16 protein-coding genes and 2 pseudogenes are annotated in these 21,106 nt (G+C 67.8%); 11 read left to right on the forward strand and 7 right to left on the reverse strand.

Going from position 1 to position 21,106, the window contains the following annotated elements:
- Positions 1–199 precede the first annotated feature (199 nt).
- The 6 genes and pseudogenes from CLV40_RS30520 (at position 200) to CLV40_RS39940 (ending at position 5,104) form a co-directional block, all read left to right on the forward strand.
- Complete coding sequence (locus tag CLV40_RS30520) at positions 200–1,456, forward strand: polymorphic toxin-type HINT domain-containing protein (RefSeq protein WP_245931675.1); 1,257 nt, start codon at positions 200–202, stop codon at positions 1,454–1,456.
- 31 nt (positions 1,457–1,487) lie between these two features.
- Positions 1,488–1,940, forward strand: coding sequence for an SMI1/KNR4 family protein (locus CLV40_RS30525; protein WP_181043837.1), 453 nt, complete (start codon positions 1,488–1,490; stop codon positions 1,938–1,940).
- A gap of 660 nt (positions 1,941–2,600) precedes the next feature.
- Positions 2,601–3,056 carry a YbaB/EbfC family nucleoid-associated protein gene (locus CLV40_RS38465; protein ID WP_104482478.1) on the forward strand — a complete coding sequence of 152 codons (456 nt, stop codon included), beginning with the start codon at positions 2,601–2,603 and terminating at the stop codon, positions 3,054–3,056.
- A 14-nt stretch (positions 3,057–3,070) separates the two neighbouring features.
- Positions 3,071–3,376 carry a type VII secretion target gene (locus CLV40_RS30535; protein WP_104482479.1) on the forward strand — a complete coding sequence of 102 codons (306 nt, stop codon included), beginning with the start codon at positions 3,071–3,073 and terminating at the stop codon, positions 3,374–3,376.
- A gap of 626 nt (positions 3,377–4,002) precedes the next feature.
- A pseudogene (locus tag CLV40_RS39935) lies at positions 4,003–4,467 on the forward strand (DUF6531 domain-containing protein); the annotation flags it as partial.
- 424 nt (positions 4,468–4,891) lie between these two features.
- Positions 4,892–5,104, forward strand: a complete 213-nt coding sequence (locus CLV40_RS39940; RefSeq protein WP_245931676.1) for an HNH/endonuclease VII fold putative polymorphic toxin — start codon at positions 4,892–4,894, stop codon at positions 5,102–5,104.
- A 937-nt stretch (positions 5,105–6,041) separates the two neighbouring features.
- Here CLV40_RS39940 and CLV40_RS40910 read toward each other — a convergent pair.
- From CLV40_RS40910 to CLV40_RS30570, 3 genes and pseudogenes are all read right to left on the reverse strand, one after another.
- Positions 6,042–6,706, reverse strand: a pseudogene (locus CLV40_RS40910) (transposase).
- A gap of 805 nt (positions 6,707–7,511) precedes the next feature.
- The gene (locus CLV40_RS30565) at positions 7,512–8,048 is read right to left on the reverse strand and encodes an SMI1/KNR4 family protein (RefSeq protein ID WP_146108307.1); all 537 of its coding nucleotides are present in this window, start codon (positions 8,046–8,048) and stop codon (positions 7,512–7,514) included.
- Between the two features lie 84 nt (positions 8,049–8,132).
- Complete coding sequence (locus CLV40_RS30570; protein WP_245931664.1) at positions 8,133–8,381, reverse strand: hypothetical protein; 249 nt, start codon at positions 8,379–8,381, stop codon at positions 8,133–8,135.
- Between the two features lie 42 nt (positions 8,382–8,423).
- Here CLV40_RS30570 and CLV40_RS30575 point away from each other — a divergent pair, with 42 nt between their 5' ends.
- Positions 8,424–11,474, forward strand: coding sequence for an RICIN domain-containing protein (locus tag CLV40_RS30575; protein ID WP_104482483.1), 3,051 nt, complete (start codon positions 8,424–8,426; stop codon positions 11,472–11,474).
- A gap of 120 nt (positions 11,475–11,594) precedes the next feature.
- Here CLV40_RS30575 and CLV40_RS30580 read toward each other — a convergent pair whose 3' ends face one another.
- A complete protein-coding gene (locus tag CLV40_RS30580; RefSeq protein WP_104482484.1) occupies positions 11,595–12,161 on the reverse strand; it encodes a hypothetical protein in 567 nt (188 codons plus the stop codon).
- 479 nt (positions 12,162–12,640) lie between these two features.
- Here CLV40_RS30580 and CLV40_RS30585 point away from each other — a divergent pair, with 479 nt between their 5' ends.
- From CLV40_RS30585 to CLV40_RS30595, 3 genes are all read left to right on the forward strand, one after another.
- A complete protein-coding gene (locus tag CLV40_RS30585) occupies positions 12,641–14,365 on the forward strand; it encodes a hypothetical protein (RefSeq protein WP_104482485.1) in 1,725 nt (574 codons plus the stop codon).
- A 346-nt stretch (positions 14,366–14,711) separates the two neighbouring features.
- Complete coding sequence (locus CLV40_RS30590) at positions 14,712–15,158, forward strand: DUF6301 family protein (protein ID WP_104482486.1); 447 nt, start codon at positions 14,712–14,714, stop codon at positions 15,156–15,158.
- A gap of 5 nt (positions 15,159–15,163) precedes the next feature.
- Complete coding sequence (locus tag CLV40_RS30595) at positions 15,164–15,616, forward strand: TY-Chap domain-containing protein (protein ID WP_146108308.1); 453 nt, start codon at positions 15,164–15,166, stop codon at positions 15,614–15,616.
- A gap of 21 nt (positions 15,617–15,637) precedes the next feature.
- Here CLV40_RS30595 and CLV40_RS30600 read toward each other — a convergent pair whose 3' ends face one another.
- Positions 15,638–17,953: an ATP-binding protein gene (locus tag CLV40_RS30600; protein WP_104482488.1), complete on the reverse strand. Its 2,316-nt coding sequence runs from the start codon at positions 17,951–17,953 to the stop codon at positions 15,638–15,640.
- A 139-nt stretch (positions 17,954–18,092) separates the two neighbouring features.
- Between CLV40_RS30600 and CLV40_RS30605 the strand changes: the two genes are divergently transcribed.
- On the forward strand, positions 18,093–19,055 hold the full coding sequence (locus CLV40_RS30605; protein ID WP_146108309.1) for a tectonin domain-containing protein: 963 nt from the start codon (positions 18,093–18,095) through the stop codon (positions 19,053–19,055).
- Between the two features lie 248 nt (positions 19,056–19,303).
- Here the strand turns inward: CLV40_RS30605 and CLV40_RS30610 are convergent, their stop codons facing one another.
- Both CLV40_RS30610 and CLV40_RS30615 read right to left on the reverse strand, forming a co-directional pair.
- Positions 19,304–19,963: a response regulator gene (locus CLV40_RS30610; RefSeq protein ID WP_104482490.1), complete on the reverse strand. Its 660-nt coding sequence runs from the start codon at positions 19,961–19,963 to the stop codon at positions 19,304–19,306.
- Positions 19,960–21,069 (reverse strand): sensor histidine kinase, encoded by a 1,110-nt coding sequence (locus CLV40_RS30615; RefSeq protein WP_104482491.1) that lies wholly within the window; start codon positions 21,067–21,069, stop codon positions 19,960–19,962. The genes CLV40_RS30610 and CLV40_RS30615 overlap by 4 nt, the downstream gene beginning before the upstream one ends.
- Positions 21,070–21,106: the final 37 nt, after the last annotated feature.

The following is a 21,106-nucleotide window of genomic DNA, read 5'->3' on the forward strand; positions in this document are numbered from 1 at the left end:
CCGCCAACACACCCAACGAGATCCGATCGGTCAACCGAACAGCCGACGAATCAACGACACCACCACGAACCTGCACCACGCGAGCCACCCGAAAATAATAGCAGCTTCTTGCTTAAGTTAGTGGCATTGCCCCTCCGGCCTCTACTGGAAAACCGTCACGGTCACCGAGAAGGTCGCCCACACCACGTTCGTGTGGACGATGTTCTTCATCGGCCTCTTCGTGCCGATGATGCAACTCGTCGCGGTCGTCTACTGGACCGTCCAGGTCTACGTCTACCGCATCTGGATCGAACCGCCCTGGGACGGCGGCGGCGGCGTGAACAAGGCCGACGCCGTCAAGGAATCCGGCATGAGCGTCCAGGAATACGAGGACGCCAAAAAACTCGCCGCCGACAAACGCGGCTGGGTCGACGTCGCCATCCAGATCGCAGGCGACACCCTCCAGGAAATGATCGGCATCAAGGGCATCGTCGACAGCTGCGTCAAGGACTTCAACATCCTCGAATGCGGCTACGAGATCGTCTCCGCCCTCCCCTGGACCAAAATCTTCAAAGCGGGCAAGATCGTCGACAAGATCATCGACGCCATCCGCAACGCCAAAGACTGGCTCCGCCGCCGAGACAAAGCCATGGGTGACCTCCGCCGTGTCGAGGAAGCCGAACGCAGACTCGCTTCCCTGAGCGGCTGTAACAGTTTCACACCCGGCACCTTGGTACTGTTGGCCGACGGCAGCGCCAGACCGATCGAACAACTGAAACTCGGCGATCAAGTCCTGGCCACGAACCCCGAGACCGGAGAAACGACGCCTCAGGCAGTCGTCGGGACGATCGCCGGACAAGGGGATAAGCGCCTCGTCGACATCACAATGTCCAACGGCGCCACCATCTCCGCCACCGATGGACATCCGTTCTGGCTAGCCGACTCGGCGCGATGGAGCATCGCTGCGGAACTTCGGGCCGGTTCTCAGGTCCTCGAAACCGATGGCCGCACCGCCACTGTCATCAAGGTCGACCATCGGTACGCCGCACAGCGCGCACACAACCTCACCGTCGACACCTTCCACACCTACTATGTCGTCGCGGGAGGCATTTCGGCGCTTGTGCACAACTGCCCCACCGGGGGCACTGGCACAGGACCCGCGGATGATGCCATCCGCGCTATCGGCCCGTGGACGAAGAGGGATATCCAGGGCGCGGCTCATGGATTTGCTCCGAAGCGACTGGGAAACAATATCGAACTGCACCATGCCGATCAAATGCCAGGGTCGGCGATCCACGAACTCGATCGCCAAGTACACCGTGGAAAGGGAACCAACCTTCACCGTAACAAGAGCAACCAAGGCGTGACCGCAGAAATGCGAGTAGAGGATCGCCAGTTGCACTGGTGGTACAGGTCGCAAGAACAAGGATGGGGCAGCCTCCCCACACAAACATGGTACGATAATCTTCCCAAGTAGTCGGATATATCGCTAGCGTGTGGAGCAGGGCGTGGAACTGGCAGAACTTGAAGCACAGATCGATCAAGCGATTGAGGCGCACAGGCGAAACGACCCCTCCTCCGACTACAGCTTGTTCGAACTAACACCAACTACCGAGAGTGAAATCAAAGAGATCGAAGAAACTCTCGGGGTTGAGCTTCCCGCAAAGTATCGGGAGTTCATGATTCGACACGGCGGCGGCAGATTCGGATATCTAGAACTAGTGCCCGTCAAATCCGAGCACGTTCATGACGACAACCTATTGTCGGTAAATACCGGCGAGTTCCAGATTCCGGACTTCATCGCCGTCGCCCCCGTAGGAACTGGGGACTGGTGGGGATTCCCAGTAGTTGCTGGTACCTGTCAGTGTCATATTGCTTTTTGGAACCACGACGACGGTAGTGTTCAGTCAACCTCAACGGACTTCTACGAGTTTCTATCCAAACAAGGAACTCGGCCGTAATCGCCGACAACGAGGTTGACGTCTCCCCAAAAGAGTAGAACGTTGCAACAACTTCTGGTCGACATGATTAAACGGGGCAACCCAGGGGTCGGCACGCAGAAGTTCATGCTGCTCGCGCGCCCGCGGAGGTGGCGAAGTTGACCATTGCCACCTCCGCAGGTGTCGATAGTGACATCTCGCGCAAACGGGTTTGGGTGGTCCAACGCGTCCCATGAGGAGCGAAGCTGGAGAGTTGTGCCTACTTGACCGACCGTCAAGTGCGTTCAACCTGCGTGAACCACTCCCCCACACGCAGCGGATTCTCTGTCTCCGCTGGTCAGGGCCACGTTCGGCCGCCACTGAGGGCCAAGGAGACGCGTCTTCCCGCGAAGACAAGTGGTCATCTATTTGACCAGCAGCGTCATACTGAGACACTGCGTTTACTGGCCATGCTTCCATGTACCGCTATCACGACTTTCGGCCGTCGACCACGAGTGGCGCTCGGTCGATGACGTCACCTCGCGCCAGGGGTGCGGGGTCAGCGCGCTACCGGGTGCGTTCACAACACCTGCGGGACCGGGACATCGCAACGCCGATCCTGCGTCGTGGCGGAGGATGTCCGACGTTTGGTGTCAAGATGGGTCGGCGTACTTGGGTGGTTGCTTTCCTGAGGAGGATGCGGTGTCGGGTGATCCGGCCTCGGAGTTGTCGGCGGTCGAGGCGATGGTGGTCGACTGGGAGCATGCGGGCCAGGAGCGGTTGGCTCGTGTTCGGCAGGTCACGGAGCGGGTGGCCGGGTTGAGTGTGACCGAGGAGTCCGGTCCGGTGCGGGTCACCGTGGATTCGCGTGGTTTGCCCTCTGACATCACGCTGGACGAGTCGGCCAAGGGGCGGTCGATGGTCGAGGTGTCGAGGTTGATCATGGCGACGTTGCGGCAGGCGCAGGCGCGGTTGCCCGAGTTGATGGAACGGGTCGCGGCGGAGGAGGGGCTGGCCGGAGACGGAGTGGTCAGTCACCTACTGGACACGGCGCGGGCAAGTTTCCCGGAGCCGGACACCGCGGAACCGGAGCCAGGCTCGCGGCGTCTGGAGGAAGACGACTTCGAGGGCAGGACAGTGTTCCGCCACGGGGACTGACAGGGGACAGGGCGATGGCCGAGAACATGGACGTGGCTGCGGGCGAGTTGACTGGGCACGCGGGCAACCTTGGCGGGATTGAAGAGCGGCTGGGTACCGCGTTGTCCGCAGCCCGGCAGGTGAGCATGGACAACGACGCCTACGGAGTGCTGGGCAGGCCGTTCGCCTGGTTGCTGGACCCGTTCGAGTCACTGGGTGCCGACATGATCTCCGCCGGGATCGACACGCTCGGCAACGACATCGACAACCTCAAGGGCGCCGCCACCGGCTATGGCACCACCGAGGACACCAATACCGCGATGTACGGCGGTGGAGCGTGAGCAACCCCCTGGTCGCCGCCGTCAAGGACTCCACGACCGGGTACTCCGGTATCCCGATCGCGGAGGACGCCGTCTCGGCTTATCAGGGGATCTCCTCGGGTGACTGGGTCGAGGGCGGTATGGGTGCGGTGGCGTTCGGCATGGATGTCGCGGACACCGTGGCGAATCCATTCGGGGCGTTGTTCGCCGCGGGTGCGGGGTGGTTGATGGAGCACTTCGAGCCACTGCGCCAGGCGCTGGACTGGCTCGCGGGCAAACCGGACGTGATCGCCTCCTATGGCCAGACCTGGGACAATGTCTCCCGGGAACTGGCTTCCATCCAGCAGGACCACGCCGATCTGGTCTCCCGTGACCTCACTGGCTGGCAAGGTGCCGCCGCTGATGCCTACCGTGCGCACGCCGCCGAGGTCTCCGACGCCTTGGCCTCGGCGTCCTCGGTCGCGGGCGGCCTGTCCACCGGTACCACGATCATGGGCGCGCTCGTCGCCGCGGTCCGCTCCGCTGTGCGTGATCTGATCGCCCGCTTGGTGGGCAACGCCGTCCAGTGGCTGCTGGAGGAGGCATTCACCCTCGGCTTGGCCACCCCGATCGTCGTCGGCCAGATCACCGTCGCCGTGTCGAACGCGATGACCAAGGTCAGCAAGCTCATCGCCAAGGTGACCGGCACGATCCGCAAGGTCACCCCGCTGCTGGAGAAACTCCGAACGCTGTTCGGCAAGATCGCCGACAAGCTCAAGAACCTCCGCCGCACCGGTCGCAACCACTCCCCCACCGCACACCGTACCGCCGCAACCAAGGGCGATGTTCCCTCGGCCCGTGGGGCGAACCCGCACTTGGACGATCCACGCGTGGCGTCCCGGTCGTCGGACCGGCCATTCTGCAAGGACGACCCGATCGACGTGGCCACCGGCGAGGTGGTGCTCACCCACACCGACCTGTCGCTGCCCGGGGTGCTGCCGCTGGTGCTGGAGCGTCACCACCAGTCGAACTACCGCTCTGGCGAGTTGTTCGGTCCGTCCTGGTCATCCACTTTGGACCAGCGGGTCGAGGTGACGGCTGACGCGGTGTGGTTGTTCACCGAGGACGGGAGGCGTCTGCGCTACCCGCGTGTCGCCGACGAGGTCGCGGAGCTACCGGAACACGGACCACGCATCCGCTTGATCCGCACCGACTCGGGATACCGCGCAGTCGACCTGCACACGGCGCGGACCTCGGTGTTCGTCAGAGTCGGAGCGGAATGGGAAGCGGGATCCAGGCTACCGCTCACACAGCTCCACCACCGGGCGGGCGCTTCCATCAGCATCGACCTACCTGATCGACCCGTTCGGGCTGTCCGGATGCGTCGACAACCGGGACTTCACCTCAAGGCAGGACGCACTCGACGCCGCGTACGACCGCGCCGGCATTCCACGCGGCACCGAACCGGACGCCACCTGGACCGTCGGCAACGACCCCACCAGGCGCGGCGAACCGGGATACCGGCACTCGGAAGACCAAGGCTCACACGGCAACTACCTGCAGTTCGAAACCGAGAACGGCTCCCGTGTCATCGCCGAACACACCGCCGACCCACGCGCCAAGGGCCCCCACTTCCACGCGGGCCAGCCCAAGGGCGATCCCTCGGCGAGCGGTGTCGACTTCGGCTGGGGCGACACACCGAACCGCGACCTCCCCCGGTACGGTCAAATCGGCGGGAAACACCACTACTTCTACCCCGAAGGCACCTGATGACAACGCCGGAACAGACCCGCGGCGAACGCTTGGCAGCCGCGGGCTTGATCCTGCTCGGCGTCGTCGAACCAGCCGAGTTCACACCGCGCGCCGCCTGGGACAGCGTCGCGCGAGGCGACGAACCGACAGTGGCTGTTGACGAAGAGGAAGACCTCTCCGCAGTCACCGCTGCCTGGCTCACCCTGGCCAGGGCCAAGGGTCTCTTCGCGCCCGACGGGTCGTTCCTGCTGAGCACCACAGGTGATGAGAACCCACTCCCCTGGGCACACGTCCGCCCAGGGCCCGGCCCGCTGCGACTCGCCGAAACCCTGGTCGCGCACCCCGGCGAACCCGAGTTCGTCACCATGTCCCTTACAGGCGGCCACGTCTGCGGCGTCACCACCGAGGAATGGGCCTACTGGCTGCTCTGGCGCGACCTCACCCCGTAACCGCGCTCCACCCGCATTGCGCCTAGCAAGCCCCATGCCGTGTCGTCGGTAGCCATCTTTGTACGGCGAGCCCCGGGCAGGAGCAGGAGCGAGACTGGAGAGCCATGCCGACCTGACCGAGTGTCAGATGCGCTCAACGGAGGTCAACGGTTCCACCACACGCAGCGGGCTCTCTGTTTTCACTGGTCAGGGCCACGTTCGGCCGCCACTGGGGTCAAGTGCGCTCAATCTGCGTCAACCACACCACCGTAGGCAGCGGGTTCTCTATTTTCGCTGGTCAGCTCCATGCTCGGCCGCCACTGGGGGTCGAGGGGTCGCAGGTTCGAAGCCTGTCAGCCCGACGGTCGAAACAACGCCTCTCACCAGCGAGCTTTCGCAGGTGAGGGATGTTGTTCTAGTTGCTGGTGTCGATCATGAATAGATCCACTCTGGACGGCCTTGGGGACTATCTAGGGACCACATCTCACCGGGTCTCGCTAGGCGTGTCCTGTAATTCGTGATCGCAGTCAGAGGGTGATGGCGGCGATGGCGATTTCGGCCTGGTAGTAGGCGGCGCGTTTGGTGTAGCGGGTGGCCAGTCCGCGGAACTGCTTGAGTCGGTTGACGCAGCGTTCGACCACGTTGCGCTGCATGTAGCGTTCGGCGTCGAAGGCCGGTGGTCGTCTCCCTCGTGAGCCTAGGGCCGCGCGGTGGGCGATCTGGTCCTTGCGTTCGGGGCAGGTGAACGTGATCCGGCAGGTCCGCGTCGCGTCGCGGGTCGACTTGTGCGACACGATCACCGCATCGGGCCGGACGCGCGGGTGTCCCGGCTCGATGCGGGCGACGCGGATGCCGTCCAGCGGCACAAGCAGCTACGGGTTGTCACCCGTCTGGCCGGGTGTGATCAGGATGCGCATCGGCAGACGGAGTCGTCCTTGGCGATCACCCAGTCTAGGATGCGCTGCCAGGTGCCGTCCGCGGTCCACAGGCGCAGCCGCCCATGCGCGGTCTTCCACGGTCCGTACCGGTCGGGCAGGTCACGCCACGGGGCGCCGGTGCGCAGCCTCCACAGGATCGCGTTGAGCACCTGCCGGTGATCGCGCCACCTACGGCCACGCCCGGACACCGGCAACAACGGCTCGATCGCCGCCCACGCGCGATCGGTCAACTCACCACGCACCAGAACTACCAGCTCCCCTGATCACCGGCTTACAGGACACTGCCTAGACCACCCTCAACCGAAGCACGCGAGGTGCGTGCAGATGCGCGGACGGGTGTTCGCCCGCGTTCATGATCGACTGTGTGTCCGGGTGGATGTAGCGCTGGGTTGTGTCAGCGCTCCGGGCCTCGCGATCACCCACAAGACGTGAACCGGCACACCGGCATCGGCCAACCACGTGATCCCGGTGAACAAGCTCGTCTCCGGATCGCGACCAAGCTCCGAGATTTCTCCATCAGGCTCGGTCTTCGACTCGGCCACCGAACTGCTGGTGATCCAGACCGTTCAGCACGGCCAAGGCCGCAGCGCGCACCCGGGATGTCGAGCATGCGGGCGGCGTACTGCGCGACCAAAGCTCCGGTCCAAGCCAGTCGTCGTGCTTGCCCAGCTTGTGCTCGAGCACCGCGCCCGCGAGGCCGAGCGCACGGTGTCGGGGTCGGTGGCAACCCGGTTCAGCAGGTCGTGCACGGTCCCCACCCGGGTGCCCACCACGGTGATGGCGATGCGCCCGGCATCGGCTTTCATGCCGTCGGCACGAAGCATGGCGGCCAACGTGGCCAGTTGCTTGCCCCAACCCAGGGCAGGATGAGGGCGTCCGCGCCGGTTGGGCGGTCTCGCCTGCCGGTGGCAAGGCCAAGGCGATGTCGGATGTCGGCAACCGTCTCAGCGTTCGCCGACATCACTCGCAGGAAGCCGAACCCCCTGTTGCGGTTGGTCACCCTGAGCCGTCGACACCGCTGCTGCGACCGGCGATCTCCCGACTCCAGCGCGAGACCGCTCAGAAGGGTTCGAAGAACCTCTCTTCTCCAGCCAGGTCCCAGCCGAGGATGTTGCGCTTGTCTTTGCTACTCATCACCTCCAGGAGCGCAGTAGTAATAGTGTGTTCCGTAATTGTGTAGCCGCTCGCCAGATCCCTGTCCAAGTGCACGACGTGCCACTCATCGGGATCAGGGGACCTGGGAAGCCACATCAACGCCCCGCCTGCGACGTCACCCCCGCACGGGATAACGCCCCCAGGCTCCGGAAACGGCGGGAAAGCACCCTCCTCTTCCCACAGAAATCGCGCAAGGGTCAGACTATTGTCGAACTCGAGCTTGAACCGATCCAGAAAATCTCGATCCTGGATCGGGTTCAAAAACCTGATGACACCTCGAAACAATCCCGAAGGGAATCGGCTCGCGAATTCCTTGAAGTCACCAGGAAACGGTGTTCCCAATCGGCGCTCGACTGTATCCCAGTCGAGCTTTGGAGAATAACTCCCCGACCAATCTGCCAGTGTTGCAATTTGTTCGACAACCTTGCGCGAACCAGCCACCGAGACTCCTCTGCACAGGACCAAGAAGAGTACCACGTTGGGCAGACATCGTTACCCGCCCAACGTGGTACGGACGCCACAAATCTACACACAGCCCGTACGTGGCGAGTTTTTGGCATTCCTGATCACAGCGAAGCAGCGGAACGAGGTCTTCATGCCCCACGCCTTGATAAATACCAAGCTAGGCAATTCGTCGTTGATATCCGAGTAGTACGCCGTCGCCCGGTAGAGCACACGATCCCCAGCCCGCACCGCTCGCCTGACCTCGGCTTCGACATCAAGGTTCATGGTAGGAGTGTTTGCTTTGACATACAGCGGGACAACGTTCTCCACGCCGTTGGAGCCTCCGAAGGCCGCCGCGACAAGGTGTCCTTTATGCATTATTTTCGGGTCGTAACCAACCGGCGTCGCAGGAGTACCTTTGCGAAAGACAATCTTGACAATACACGCAGTGCCGCCGGTCGCCTTCTTGGCGGGCAAACCCTTGTAGACAAAGTCCTGCATGTCATCATTCCACGCCAAATTGTCCGAGCTGTCGCGGCCGCGCAGTCAACGGAGATCGAAAAGGGCAAGGCCGCCGCGGAGTTGGGGGTGGTGGCGGGCCCAGACCTGCTTGTGCTGACAGACCGCAACTTCGTGGGCGCTTTGTACTACGCGGCCGACGACCTGGACAAACCGCACCCGCTCGAGCCGGAACACCAGACGCTCAAGGAGGCGGCCATCGGCGCGCTCGCCGCCGACGGCGAGGACACCAGCACACAATTCATCAAAGTTGGGATCTTCGCGGCCAGCACGGAGGACCGGAAGACCGTCACCGAACGCCGCCAGCGCCAGGAAGAGGAGCGCACGGTCAAGTCGAAGGCCGCCGCGGCGATCAGCGTGCCGATCGACAACACGGTCCTGGCCAAGTCCACCTACGACTTCATCGTCTACCTCGACCTGAAGGCGGATTCGCACAAGGACACCGCGGTCAAGGAGGCTGCTCGCGCCGCGCTGCCGGGTACCGCCGAGGCGCAGTGGAACTTCCTCGTCGTCGGCATCCACGACGAGCACCGCAAGGACCTCGACCGGCTGATCCAGGAGGACACCGCGTGGACGGAAGCCGAGAAAGCCGCGGAACTGGCCCGCCAGGCGAAAGCCAACGCCGCGTGGCACGCGCTGGGGTTGGGCAGCGACCAGTCGCAGAACCTGATCAACCTCACTGACCAGGACTTCGTCATCGAGGTGTGGAACCGCGCACCGCGTGACACCGAGGTCTACGGCTCGGCCGAGGCCGCTGTGCGCAGCCGCAACCCCGCGGAGTGGAAGAAGTTCATCGACACGGGAGCCAAGGACGCTCACCTGCGCGACATCGAGATCATGCTCGACAAGCGCGATCGAGAGGTCATTCGGCAGATCACCGAGTTGCGCACCCGTGCGGCAGGCAGCCTGGTACACCCCGACCTCGTCACCGCCGCAGACACCGCGTTGGCCGCTGGACCGGCAGACCGGGAGAAGTTCCTCCGCGTCGGCCAGTACGAGCGGCAGGCACAGTCGTTGCGCATCGAAGTGCAGAACGGTGACGAGTACTACCTGGCCGATACCAACGGCGATGTCACCGCCGCGCCGTGGACGCCGGGCGAGCACCCCGAGCTGGCCTGGAAGGTCGAGCCGGGGTTGAGCAACCCGGAGTGCTATTCGTTCCAATCCGTCCTCAGGCCGAACAACTATCTGCGGTGGCGTTCGGGCGCATCCGCTGCGGCAGGCAGTCCACCGGCAAGGCGGGTACTCGCGCGAGTCGACCCGTCGGACGGCACCACCGCGTTCAAGACCGACGCGACCTGGTGCGTGCGCGGCGACGCGAATACCATCGCACTGCGCCCGGCCAGGGACGTCAGCGGGAAGTACCTGTTCGTCACCGGCGCCTACGACAGCGAGGCGAACAACACCGCGCCGAGAGTGCACGCAGAGCCCCCCAAGCCGCTACTTCCGATGGACCGCCGCTACGCTGCCGAACCCGTCCTGCGCGCCAACCTGGGCGCGCCAATCGGCGATGCGGTTCTCGACGCGGGCAACCTCGGCTACAAGCCCTACGCGAAGGGCCGTCTCTACCTCAACTCCGACGACCTCGGGAGCTACCGACGTACCGCGGTACACGTGGTCTACAGCGGACCGCTCCTCGACAAGCTGCTCTCCCGCGGCGGACCGAAGGCCGTGGGCGGTGCCATGGTCGACCAGGCGCCCGCCGCGGACGGCTTGGGCCAGATCCTACGATTCGAGCGGACGAGCGGTCAGCACAACTACATCGTCTGGAGCCCGCAGACAGGTGCGCGGGAAGTCTATGGTTTGGTCGGTCTGACCTGGATGCGGTCCGGCGGGGAGATCGGCCCGTACGGTTACCCGCGCACCGACGAGACCGGGTACGGCGACGCAGGCGTGCGCTACAGCCGCTTCACCGCGGGCTCCATCTACTGGGTTCCCGCCCAGAGCGCCATCCGCCAGGTCAAGGGCGAGGTCCACAGGAAGTTCGCCACCATGGGCTTCGAGGCCGGTATGGGCACCCCAACCGGTGATGAAGTGGGGTTCGGCACCGACGGCGCCCGGACACAGCGCTTCTCCTCTGGCTCCGTATACCTCACCCAGCGCAACGGAACAGTGGCCCTCAACGGCGAGATCCACCAGAAGTTCGCCACGCTCAACTACGAGTCAGGCCCCTTCGGCTACCCGGTCAGCGACGTACTGACCACCTCGGATGGCGTCGGGCGGTATGCCAACTTCGCCGCCAACAACGGCGTGATCTACTGGCATCCCAACACCGGAGCTCACACGGTGGGCGCGCCGGTCGCGCAGAAGTGGCGGGATCTCGGCGCTGAGCGGTCCTGGCTCGGTTACCCGACGACCGACCACAGCGCACTGCCCAAGGGCACGCGCGTGGAGTTCCAGAACGGTCGGATCGACTCGAGCAACGACGGCGGTGCTTCTACGACGGCGTACCGGACCACCACTGTCACGCAGAGCGCGATCGAGATCAAGGGCGTCCAGTCCGATCGGTGCGTCCAAGTCGCGGGTGTTGGCGAAGACCCGCTCCGCGACGGCGCGGGCACCGAGCTGTGGCAATGCGTGGCGGGCCCCAAGCAGGTCTGGGACGTGGTGAGCCTCGGCAACAACAGGTACGCGTTGAAGAACCACCACTCCCACAAGTGCATGGACCTGTACGCGGGCAGCGTCGCGAACAGCGTCGCCATCATCCAGAACACCTGCGACGGCAGGACTGCGCAACAATGGGAGTTCACCACCACCGCCGATAGCACGCTCGCCGTGCGCAACGTGTTCTCAGCCAAGGTGATCGAGGCCCAGAACGGCGGGACGGACAACGCCGTCCCGGTGACGCAGGTCGCTGACAGCTCTCTGGCATGGCAGCGCTGGACGATCGTGCCGATCGGCTGATCGAACGGAAAGGCTCTCCGGACGGGGGACGTCAACCAGAGATGGCCCCCGTTCGGAGCTTCCGCACACCGTGTCGCACACCGCCAAGACAACCATCGGCGGTGGGTCGGATGTCGGCGGCTACGGCAGGTTGTTCGCGGGGGTGACCGCGCCCAGCGGTAGGTACGCAGGGGCGGGTGCGACGCCCGTCCACTCTTCGATGACGACGACCTCGGTGGGGGTGATGCCGATCGAGGCGCGGAGCAGGGGCGCGGGCGGGGTGCGGCGGAGGCGGCTTTCCTCCTCCGCGGCGAGTGCGTGGGGGTCGGTGGTGGGGATCCGTCGGGTGCGCCATGAGGCCGCTGGGGTTTCGGCGTGGACGATGACGTGGGTGATCTCGGTCAACGCGCAGTCGCGGATGATGGTTGGCACCTTTTCGTCGACCGCGGCGCGGGGCGCTGCCGCGACGTTCTGCACGTAGGCGTCCCGATGGGGTGCGTCCACCCACAGCGACTGGAGGAACAGGGTGGGTTCGGTCGGCGAGCGCAGGACCGAGAAGCGCAGCAGACCGGCGACCGCGGGCATCGCCGCCAACGCTGCCTCCGCTGCGGCGTCGGCCTCTTCCGGGGTGGGGAGCCGCCACCAGCTGTCGATTCGCACGCCCGCGGTGACTGCGTGGCCGGACACCGTGGTCTGTCGCATCGTCATGGCTATATTGTCGAACCTCGAGTTTACCGGAGGTCAACCCGTGGAGGCGGGGTGTACCGGTCGGGTTGCCATGGGGCTTGGTGAGCGCACCGAGGTGGAACCTGTCGGGGCAGACCGCGGCACCGGCGGTTGGGAGATCCGCTGGTGGTGGGCGCGCGGCCTACAAATCGCGCGTACAACGCGGTACAGCTGCGAACTGGTCGTAGCCCGGTTGGCGGATTGGACTGCTCGGGTGGACCGTGGCGCACGGAGTGGCCATGAACGCGCTGGGGAAGTGGGGCTCGGTTCTGCCAGGACGTAGTCCACCTGGCTGTATGGCGTGGTGCGATCCCCTTACGCCCTGCGGCTTTCGGGCCGCGCGATGCGGCATTAGGCGGATTCTCGGTCACGACCAGGCAAACGCGGTCCGTGCGAGTGGCGGGAACCTCCACTATGTGGGTCCTGTGTCCTGACCGGGACCAGCCGTGAAGGGGAGCACTTTGGACGAGACCAGGCCGCCGGAGCCGCACGACGAGACCTCGCCGGACGTGGGCGGTGAGACGGTTGCCTTACCGGCGTCGACGCAGGCACCGATCCTCGGCCCCGAGCGCCGTCCGGAGCCGGCAGCGGAACCGGAGGCGGAACCGGGCGTAGAGCCGGACGTGGAGCGGAGCGTAGAGCCGGAGGTAAAGCCGGACGAGGGCACCGAACCCGAGCCCGCGCCGGCCCCCGCGGTGCCGTTCGAGCCCGACACCGGCCCCATCCCGGTGCTGTCCCCCACGATGACGCACCCCGTCGGCGCCGGGCCGGAGACCGGCGGGTACGTCCGACTCGACCAACCACAGCCGGAGCCCGTCCCACCGCCGTCCGTCGACCCGCTCGCTGCCGCGCTCGGCAACGCTTCCCTGCTCGGCATCGGCTACTTCTTGCTGCGCAAGCGTTGGCTCGCCGTCCTCGCGGTCCTGGTGACGATCGGCTACCTGCTGGTCTCCGCGCTCGTGGTCCGGACCATGCTTTCCCACCTGGTGCTCGTGCTGTGGGCAGGTGTCTTGGCCTGGCACGGGTGGTGGCTCGCGGCCAAGAGCGGCACCGTGTCGAGTCCGCGGCGGCAGCGGGTGCTCGGCGGTGCCGCGCTGCTCCCGGTGCTCTTGGTCGTCACACTGCTGCGCCTCGACGCGGCGGGTATCGAGTCCGACGGCTACGCGGCCCGCGACAGCGGCGACTGCGACCGGACCGTCGCCGCGGTGCAGCGGTTGTCCTTCGCGCACCGGCTCGCCGACCCGCCGCTCGTGGCGCGCGGTGAGCACGCCACGAGCACGTGCGTGCGGATCGCCGCGTCCGCCGCGACGCTCAGGACCGGGCTCAGCGGACGCACTGTCGGGCTTTCCGAGGGGTTCAGGGGGTTGGCGGGCGTGTTGCGGGACGAACCGGCGTACGGCAACGTCGTCCGGGTCGTGCTGGACGGTTTCCTCGCCGACCTGCCCAAGCGCCAGGACTGCGAGGTCGCCGACGTCACCCAGTGGCTGCGCGAGCACCGACCCGACGGCGACGCGCTGGGCCGCGCGGCCGATGTCGTCCCCGGTCTGGAACCGCGGGCGCTGATGTCGTGCGGTGACCGCAACATGGGGCAGCGGTCGTTCCCGCTCGCCCGCGCCCGGTACAAGATGCTGGTCGACACGTACCCGACCCACGAACTCGCGCCGCGCGCCAAGGAAGGCGTGCAGAAGGCCCAGTGGGCGATCGAGTTGGACGCGGTGCGGTCCGCGCTCGGCACCTCGGCGGGCGTCCGGCCGCGGTACTGCGAAGCGTCCACCGCGTACACCGCCGCGCCGCCGCACGCCCGGCCGGGCCGCGCGTACGTCGCGGGCTCGACCGAGTTCACCAAGCGCCTGCCCGGCGGCTGGGTCGTGGACGACGTCGCGAACGCGACCGTCGTGCTGTGCGTGGGCCCGTCCGGCGAGGGCTCGGTCGCGGAGACCTGCCGCTACGTCGAGGTCGGCGGGCTCCGCAGGCGCAGCACCGTGTCGTTCCACCGCATCGCGGTCCCGGTGCGCGCCATCGAGGTGACCAGCGGCCGGGTGCTGTCCGACACCACGCTGGAGATCGGCGGCGCGACCTGCCCCGAGTTCCTCGACAACCTGCGGTCGACCGGCGATGTGAAGGAGAAGGTCACGCCGACGGACGCCGACGTGCAGGCCGCGTTCACGCCGCTGGTCAGCCCCTGACCGAACCCGGCGCCAACGCGGGCTCAGGGGGAAACCGCTATCGGGTGCGGCCACCGCAGGTGGTCGCACCCGGCGGCGGACAGTGCGGACGCGAGTCACCGTCGCTCTCGTCGTGACCGGCGTCATCTTGCGCCTCCGCCGGAGGAACGCCCCGCAGCCGCGGCAGGGAGCACGAACTAAAGTGGCCCGCGGGAGGTCCCCGTGACAGTTCAGTACGACCGGGCTACGAGGGTGGGCAGGGCGGTCCGCGACAAGACGCCCGCGCGTGGCCTGTGCTCCGGCGGCCCGCCGCAGACCGGGACCGAACGCGGGATCGGCCCCACCACGCGATTGCGGAGGTGCTGACGTGGACCAGTCCGTGATGTCCCCGGCCCAGGTCTGGGAAACCCTCGACTTCTGGGCCGGTCTCCCCTGGCCGCTGTCCCGCGCCGACGCCCAACGGCGAGCGGTCGACCGCCCCGGCTGGGCGATCGAGGTCGAGGACGGGCTGGGGTACCTGGTCAACCCGGCCCTCACCCCACCGGCGGTGTCGATGCCCGGCATCGACACCGTGTCGTCCGTGCGCTTCCGGATCACGGACGCGGTCACGAAGGAGACACCGGCGTCGAGGGCCTTCCTCGGCGACCTCTTCACGCTGGTGGTGCGCCAAGGGGCGGACCGGCTGGGTCGTCCGTCCATCAGGCGCGACCGCGGGCACACCGACGCGACCTGGGAGACGGGGCCCGCTCAGATCACCGTCACGCTGTCGTCTAGGTCCGTGATGGTCCGGTTCCGCACCCCGGAAGGCAGGTGACCGAGGTGTCCACTTGGGACATGTTCGCCGGAGGTCTCACCGAGGCGTTGCGCGAGGTATCGGACCGGGTCTTCCTGGTCGTCTTCTCGCGGGCCGATCCGCTGAAGTTCGTGCAGTTCGCAGGCGGTGAGCACGAACTGCACGCCGAGGCTGGGGCGCCGCCCGCGGATACCGGCCGCCTGGCCGCGGCCGGGTGGACACCGCCGATCGACAACGCCCCGCCGAACTGGGCCTGCTCCTCGCCACTACCCGCGCTGACGGCGGAATACACCGCGATGACGACCCGCTGCGTGGTGGCGTTGCGCGATGTCCACGGTCTCCCCGATCCCGATGACCTGGTGTACAAGGCATGGCGCGACCCGGAATGGCCATCCGACGCCGTTCCGCCCACCGAGTGGGACCTCGGTGAGAACCCGCTGGTGCTGTCGTGGCTGGGCATCCCGTCCGCGTCCGAGTGACCGCGGGAACGCCGCCGCGCCTCAGCCCGGTGCAGGCGCGGGTTGCCGGTGCCCGACCTGCTCGATTCGGGTGAGCAGCTGACGCGGGGCGCCGGGCCCGTCGTGCGTGCTGTCGAAGCGACGCTCGACCTCGGGCGGGGACGCGGTTTCCTCGACCTGTCGGCCCTGGGCGAGCCTCGCCGTCGTCAGGCCGCGCAGGGCCAGCGCCTGTCCCCATTCGTCGCTGTCCCGCGCGAAGTGCTCGTACGCCAGGGCGTGCGCGGCCGCGGCGTCGGTCAGGCGGCCCGCGGCGGCCAGTGTGTCGCCGAGGTGGGTGCGGGCCAGTCCTTCGCCGCGCACGGCGCCGATCTCCTGGAAGACGGCGATGGCCTCTTCGTGCCGGGTCACCGCCTCGTCGTGGTGGCGCACCTCACGCAGGGCGCGGCCGAGCTGGTTCAGCGCGCCCGCCTCGTACCACCGGTGGGGCTGCGTGGCGAGCAGCGCGACGGCCTGCCGCAGGATCGGCACCGCCTCGGCCTGCCGGTGCGCCGTGACCAGGGCGTGTCCCCACCCCTCCAGCGCGATGCCCTCCGCCAGCACGTCGCCGGTCGTGCCCGCGACCAGGCCCGCCTGCTTGCAGTACCGGATCGCGGCGGCCGGGCGCCCCGACTCGCGGCTGGCCAGGCCGAGGCAGTTGAGCGCGACCGCCTCCTGCCGCCGGTCCCCGGTCTCGACGGCCAGTGCGCGGGCGTGCGTCCCCAGTTCCTCCATCACATCCCAGCGCGTGCGGAGGTCCAGGTAGCAGGGGAGGCTCGCCGTCAACGGGTGCACCAGATCCGCTCTGCCCGCGGCGGTGGCGCGGCGGATCGCGTCGGTGACCGTGTCGATCTCCTCGTCCAGCCACCGGGTCGCCGCCCGGGCGGTCCGAAGTGGGGAGTCGGGATCGGGGGTCGCGCGGCCACTGGGGTCGAGCAGCCCGGCCGCCCGCGCCGCGGTGGTCAGCGCCCAGGAAACCAGGTCCGCCTGGATCTTCTCCTGGTCGGCGGACGTCTCCTCGGCGGCGCAGCGGTCCGCGGCGAACAGCGCCACGATGTCGTGGAACCGGTACCTGTCCGGCGTCGGCGCGGCCTGGGCCAACCCGGCGTCGACGACGGCACGCAGCAGCTCGCCCGCGGTGGCGGGCGTCACCCCCAGGGCCACCGCCGCGGCGTCCACGCCGAAGTGCCGCCCCGGCACCAGGGACAGGCGGCGGAACAGGCGGCGCGCGGGGTCGGGCAGCGCGTCGTGGGCCGCGGTGAGCACGCCGCGGACGGTGCGGTCGCCTGCCCGCAGCAGGTCCAGCCGCTGTTCGGCGACGGCCAGGTCGTGCACGCGGTCGGCCAGCGGGCAGCGCGGCCAGGTCGCCAGCCTGGTGGCCAGGAGCCGGATGGCCAGCGGCAGCAGGGCGCAGAGCTCGACGAGTTCGTGCGCGGCATCGGGTTCCACCGCGACCCTGGCCGGGCCGATCACCGCGGCCAGCAGGTCTACGGCCGCGCCCGGGGCCAGCCCCGCGAGCGGCACGTGATGCGCGCCGTCGAGGCCCTCGAGCGGGTTCCTGCTGGTGAGCACCGTGATCGTGGGACCGCCCGCGATCAGCGGCCGGACCTGGCGTTCGTCGGCGACGTCGTCGAGCAGGATCAGCGCGCGCCGTCCGCAGAGGACAGAGCGCAACAGCGCCGCCCGGTCGTCGAGGTCGGCCGGGATGCCCGTCTCGGGCAACCCCAGGCCGACGAGCATCCGGTGCAGCGCCTGCCCGACGTCCAACGGCGCGGGACCGGAGCCGCCGAGGTCGAGGTACAGCGACACGTCGGGCCGCCGTTCGGCCAGCCGGTGCGCGAGGCGCACCGCGACGCTGGTCTTGCCGATGCCGGGCGGCCCGGACACCGCCAGCACCCGGGACGCCGCGCCCGCCGCGGGCCGGTCCAGCCACGCCTCGACGTCGGCCAACTCCCGTTCCCGGCCGACGAAGTCGGCCAGGTCCGCGGGGAACGGGGAGGCCGGTACGGTGCGCTCCGGCGTGAACACGCCCGGTGCCGGATCGGCGCGCGAGGCGAGCACGAGGTCGTGGAGTCGCCTCAGCTCGCCGTTGCCGTCGTCGAGCACGCGCGAGAAGGCCTCCAGCAGGTGCGCGGGCACCAGGCGCCTGCCCTGCTCGTAGTCGACCAGTCCACTGTGGCCGGGCAGCCCCAGCTTGCGGGCCAGCGTCCGCAACGACAGGCCACGCGACACACGGCGACGACGCAGTTCCGCTCCGAAAGCGGACAGGTCCCTATACACGCACGTACCCCCAGAGACGCTCCCCCAACGCTTCCGCTCCATTGGTACCGCATCCGCATGGCCTTCACAAGGAACGGTTCGAGAACGGTCGGCGACCGGTCTGGACCATGTCGACCACCCCGTGATCTGTGCTATCTATTTCTTGCCCGTACGTGGGCGAAAAATCTGGAGGGAAACTTTCATGTCAAGACGTTTGTTCGTCAGCGCGGCCGTAGCGCTCGCGGCCGCGCTGGTTCTGCCGACCCAGGGAGTCGCCACTGCCGCACCGGAGCAGAAGGCGCCGCGCTCGCTGAGCGAGATCGTCTCGCCGCGCTCCCCCAACACCCTCCCGAAGCACGCCCGCACCAACACCCGCGCCCGCGCGGCGGCGGCGGCCGTGACCGAGAACACCCTCTACGCGTTGTCGCCGAACCGTGACGCGGTCTTGATGTACGACGGCACGAGCTGGACGCAGATCGGCGGCGCCGCCGCTCAGATCTACGCGGGCGGTGGGCAGGTCTTCGCGACGAACCCGACCACCGGCAGCATCTTCTACTACGAGCACGAGACGACCACCTGGCACCTGATCGGGGGCCCCGGCGACCAGTTCGTCGTCGACGACGCCGGAATCCTGACCGGGCGCAGCGCGGGCGGCGTCTTCGAGTGGTGGGGCACCGAGTGGCGCAAGATCGGCGGCCCGGCGCGTTCGCTCATCGCGGGCGGCGAGGGCCTGCTCGCCGCGACGAACACCACCAACGGTGACGTCTACATCTACACGGCCGAGCCCGCCAACCCCTGGCAGAAGATCGGTGGCGCGGGCCAGGACTTCGTCATCACCGCGCCCGGCTACATCTTCGGGCAGAGCACCGGCGGCATCTTCACCTGGACCGGCACCAGCTGGGACTGGATCCAGGTGGGTGGCCCCGCCGGGAAGATGTACGGCGGCCCGTACCTCGTCGCCACGGCCCCGTCCAACGGCAACGCGTTCCGCTTCCTCGAGGACCAGTTCCGCTGGGAGAGCGTGGGCGGCGCGGGCGACCAGTTCGCCGCTGCCAACGACGGCACGCTGTACCGCCTGAACAGCACCGGCGTCTACCGCCTGAGCTCCTCCGGTGACGGCAGCTGGGCCCGGGTGGGCGACCCCGCCTCCACCCTCGCTGTCTAAGGACTTCGGCGATTCGAAAGCCCCGGTGGTTGCCAACCACCGGGGCTTTCGACGTCTGTCCGGCTCGATTAGCCTTAACGCCGAGCGAGGTTTTTCGCCCGAGCGTCCGCGGCCACTCGCCCACCGGCGCGAAGTCGTCGATACCGAACGACTCCACCTATGGCAATCGGTAAAGGCGTCCCCTCATCCGCAAGACCTTCTTGGGCCCGGCTGACGCTTTCCTGGCCGCGCGACGGCGATCACGGGCATCACGCCGGGTGGATGAGGCGGCTTTCGTGGGCGAAGACCACGGCCTGGATTCGGTCGCGGAGTTCGAGCTTGTGCAGGATGCGCCCGAGGTGGGACTTCACTGTCGCCTCCGCGAGGTTCAGCGCGGCGGCGACCTCGGCGTTGGACAGGCCGGAGGCCACCTGCACGAGCACCTCGCGCTCGCGGGCGCTGAGGCCGTTCAGGCGCTCGTCGCGGGCGGCGGTGGTGGCGTCCGGGATGTGGGGGCGGAACTTCTCCAGCAGGCGGTGGGTGACGCGCGGGGAGACCACCGCGTTGCCCTCGGCCACGGTGCGGATCGCGGTGAGCAGCTCCTGCGGTCCGGTGTTCTTCAGCAGGAAGCCCGAGGCGCCCGCTTTGAGCCCGGCGAAGGCATACTCGTCGAGGTCGAAGGTCGTGAGGATCAGGACCTTGGTCTGCGGGCAGGTCCGGGTGATCTGCCGGGTCGCCTCGATCCCGTCGGTGCCCGGCATGCGGACGTCCATGAGGACGACATCGGGGCGCAGGTCGGCGGCGAGGCGGATGGCGGCGGCGCCGTCCTCGGCCTCGCCGACCGGTACCAGGTCCGGCTGCGCCTCCAGGATCATGCCGAACGCCATGCGCAGCAGTGCTTCGTCGTCGGCGATCAGGACGCGGATCATGTGGACACCACCGGGGCGCTGCCGAAGGCGAGGCGGGTGCGCACTCCCCAGCCGCCGCCGGGAAGGGGGCCTGCCAGCACGGTTCCCCCGTAGGCGGCCGAACGCTCGCGCATGCCGGTGATGCCGTGGCCCGCGGGGGTGACGGGGGAGGTCTGTGGGCCGGTGTCCGTGACGTCGACCGTGACGGTGTCGGCCGCGCACTCGATCCGGACCTCCGCGCGGGTGCCGGTGGGGGTGTGCTTGAGGGTGTTGGTCAAGGCTTCCTGCACCAGGCGGTAGACGGTCAACTGCGCGGTCGCGGGTATGTGCGCGTGGCCGCCGTCGATGTCGAGGCCGGTCGGGAGCCCAGCGGCGCACATCTGGCCCGTGAGGATCTCCAGCTGCGCGATGCCGGGCAGCGGGTGGCGCGCCGCGTCCGCTTCCTCGGCGCGCAGGACACCGAGTGAGCGCCGCATGTCGGTCAGCGCCTGCCTACCTGTTTCGGCGACTTGGCGCATCGCGGCAGTGGCCTTGTCCGGCGACCGGTGCTGCGCGTGGACGGCGGCGTCGGTGAGCGCGACCATGACGGACAGGTTGTGGGTGACGATGTCGTGCATCTCCCTGGTGATCCTGGCCCGTTCCTCGGCGGCGGCCCGTTCCCGTACGGCTTCCAGGTAGGCGCGCGCGGTCCGGGCGTTCACGCCGAGGACGGCCGCGGCGACGACCATCGCGGTGAGCGCGGCGAACGGGGTCAGGAACGCGCCGTCCGTCGCCCAGCGCAGGCAGGCGAAGGCGGCCCCGACTTCCACGACGGTGACGGCGGCGAGTGTGACGCGCCTGCTCGAGGTCGCGGCCACGGTGTGGAGAGCCACCAGCAGCGCGGCGTCCGCGGGCAGTTGAACGTCCACAAGCAACTGGACGAAGGCCGCGGTCGCCACCGCGCCGAACACCGCGAGCGGAGCCCGGCGCCGCCACAGCAGCGGCAGCGTGAGCGCGACGGTGAGTGCGACGGCCACCGGCAGCTCGGCGGGTGTCCACGTGGTCAGGACGTGCAGCGGGAAAAGGGCGAGCAGCACCGACTCCCACGCCGCCCGCGGCAGCCGGGACGCCCAGCGCCGCTCGGTCATCACACGACGATGGTAGGCCGACGGCTCCCCCGCGCAC

It is taken from the genome of Actinokineospora auranticolor (assembly GCF_002934265.1).
Classification (GTDB): Bacteria; Actinomycetota; Actinomycetes; order Mycobacteriales; family Pseudonocardiaceae; genus Actinokineospora; species Actinokineospora auranticolor.

Bases quoted from the DNA above. Each gene is read 5' to 3' on its own strand.
- CLV40_RS30605 (WP_146108309.1), top strand. From the start codon at position 18,093: ATGTCAAGACGTTTGTTCGTCAGCGCGGCCGTAGCGCTCGCGGCCGCG.
- CLV40_RS30610 (WP_104482490.1), bottom strand. From the start codon at position 19,963: ATGATCCGCGTCCTGATCGCCGACGACGAAGCACTGCTGCGCATGGCG.
- CLV40_RS30615 (WP_104482491.1), bottom strand. From the start codon at position 21,069: ATGACCGAGCGGCGCTGGGCGTCCCGGCTGCCGCGGGCGGCGTGGGAG.
- CLV40_RS30535 (WP_104482479.1), top strand. From the start codon at position 3,071: ATGGCCGAGAACATGGACGTGGCTGCGGGCGAGTTGACTGGGCACGCG.
- CLV40_RS30580 (WP_104482484.1), bottom strand. From the start codon at position 12,161: ATGACGATGCGACAGACCACGGTGTCCGGCCACGCAGTCACCGCGGGC.
- CLV40_RS30575 (WP_104482483.1), top strand. From the start codon at position 8,424: ATGCATTATTTTCGGGTCGTAACCAACCGGCGTCGCAGGAGTACCTTT.
- CLV40_RS30600 (WP_104482488.1), bottom strand. From the start codon at position 17,953: ATGGAGCGGAAGCGTTGGGGGAGCGTCTCTGGGGGTACGTGCGTGTAT.
- CLV40_RS30520 (WP_245931675.1), top strand. From the start codon at position 200: ATGTTCTTCATCGGCCTCTTCGTGCCGATGATGCAACTCGTCGCGGTC.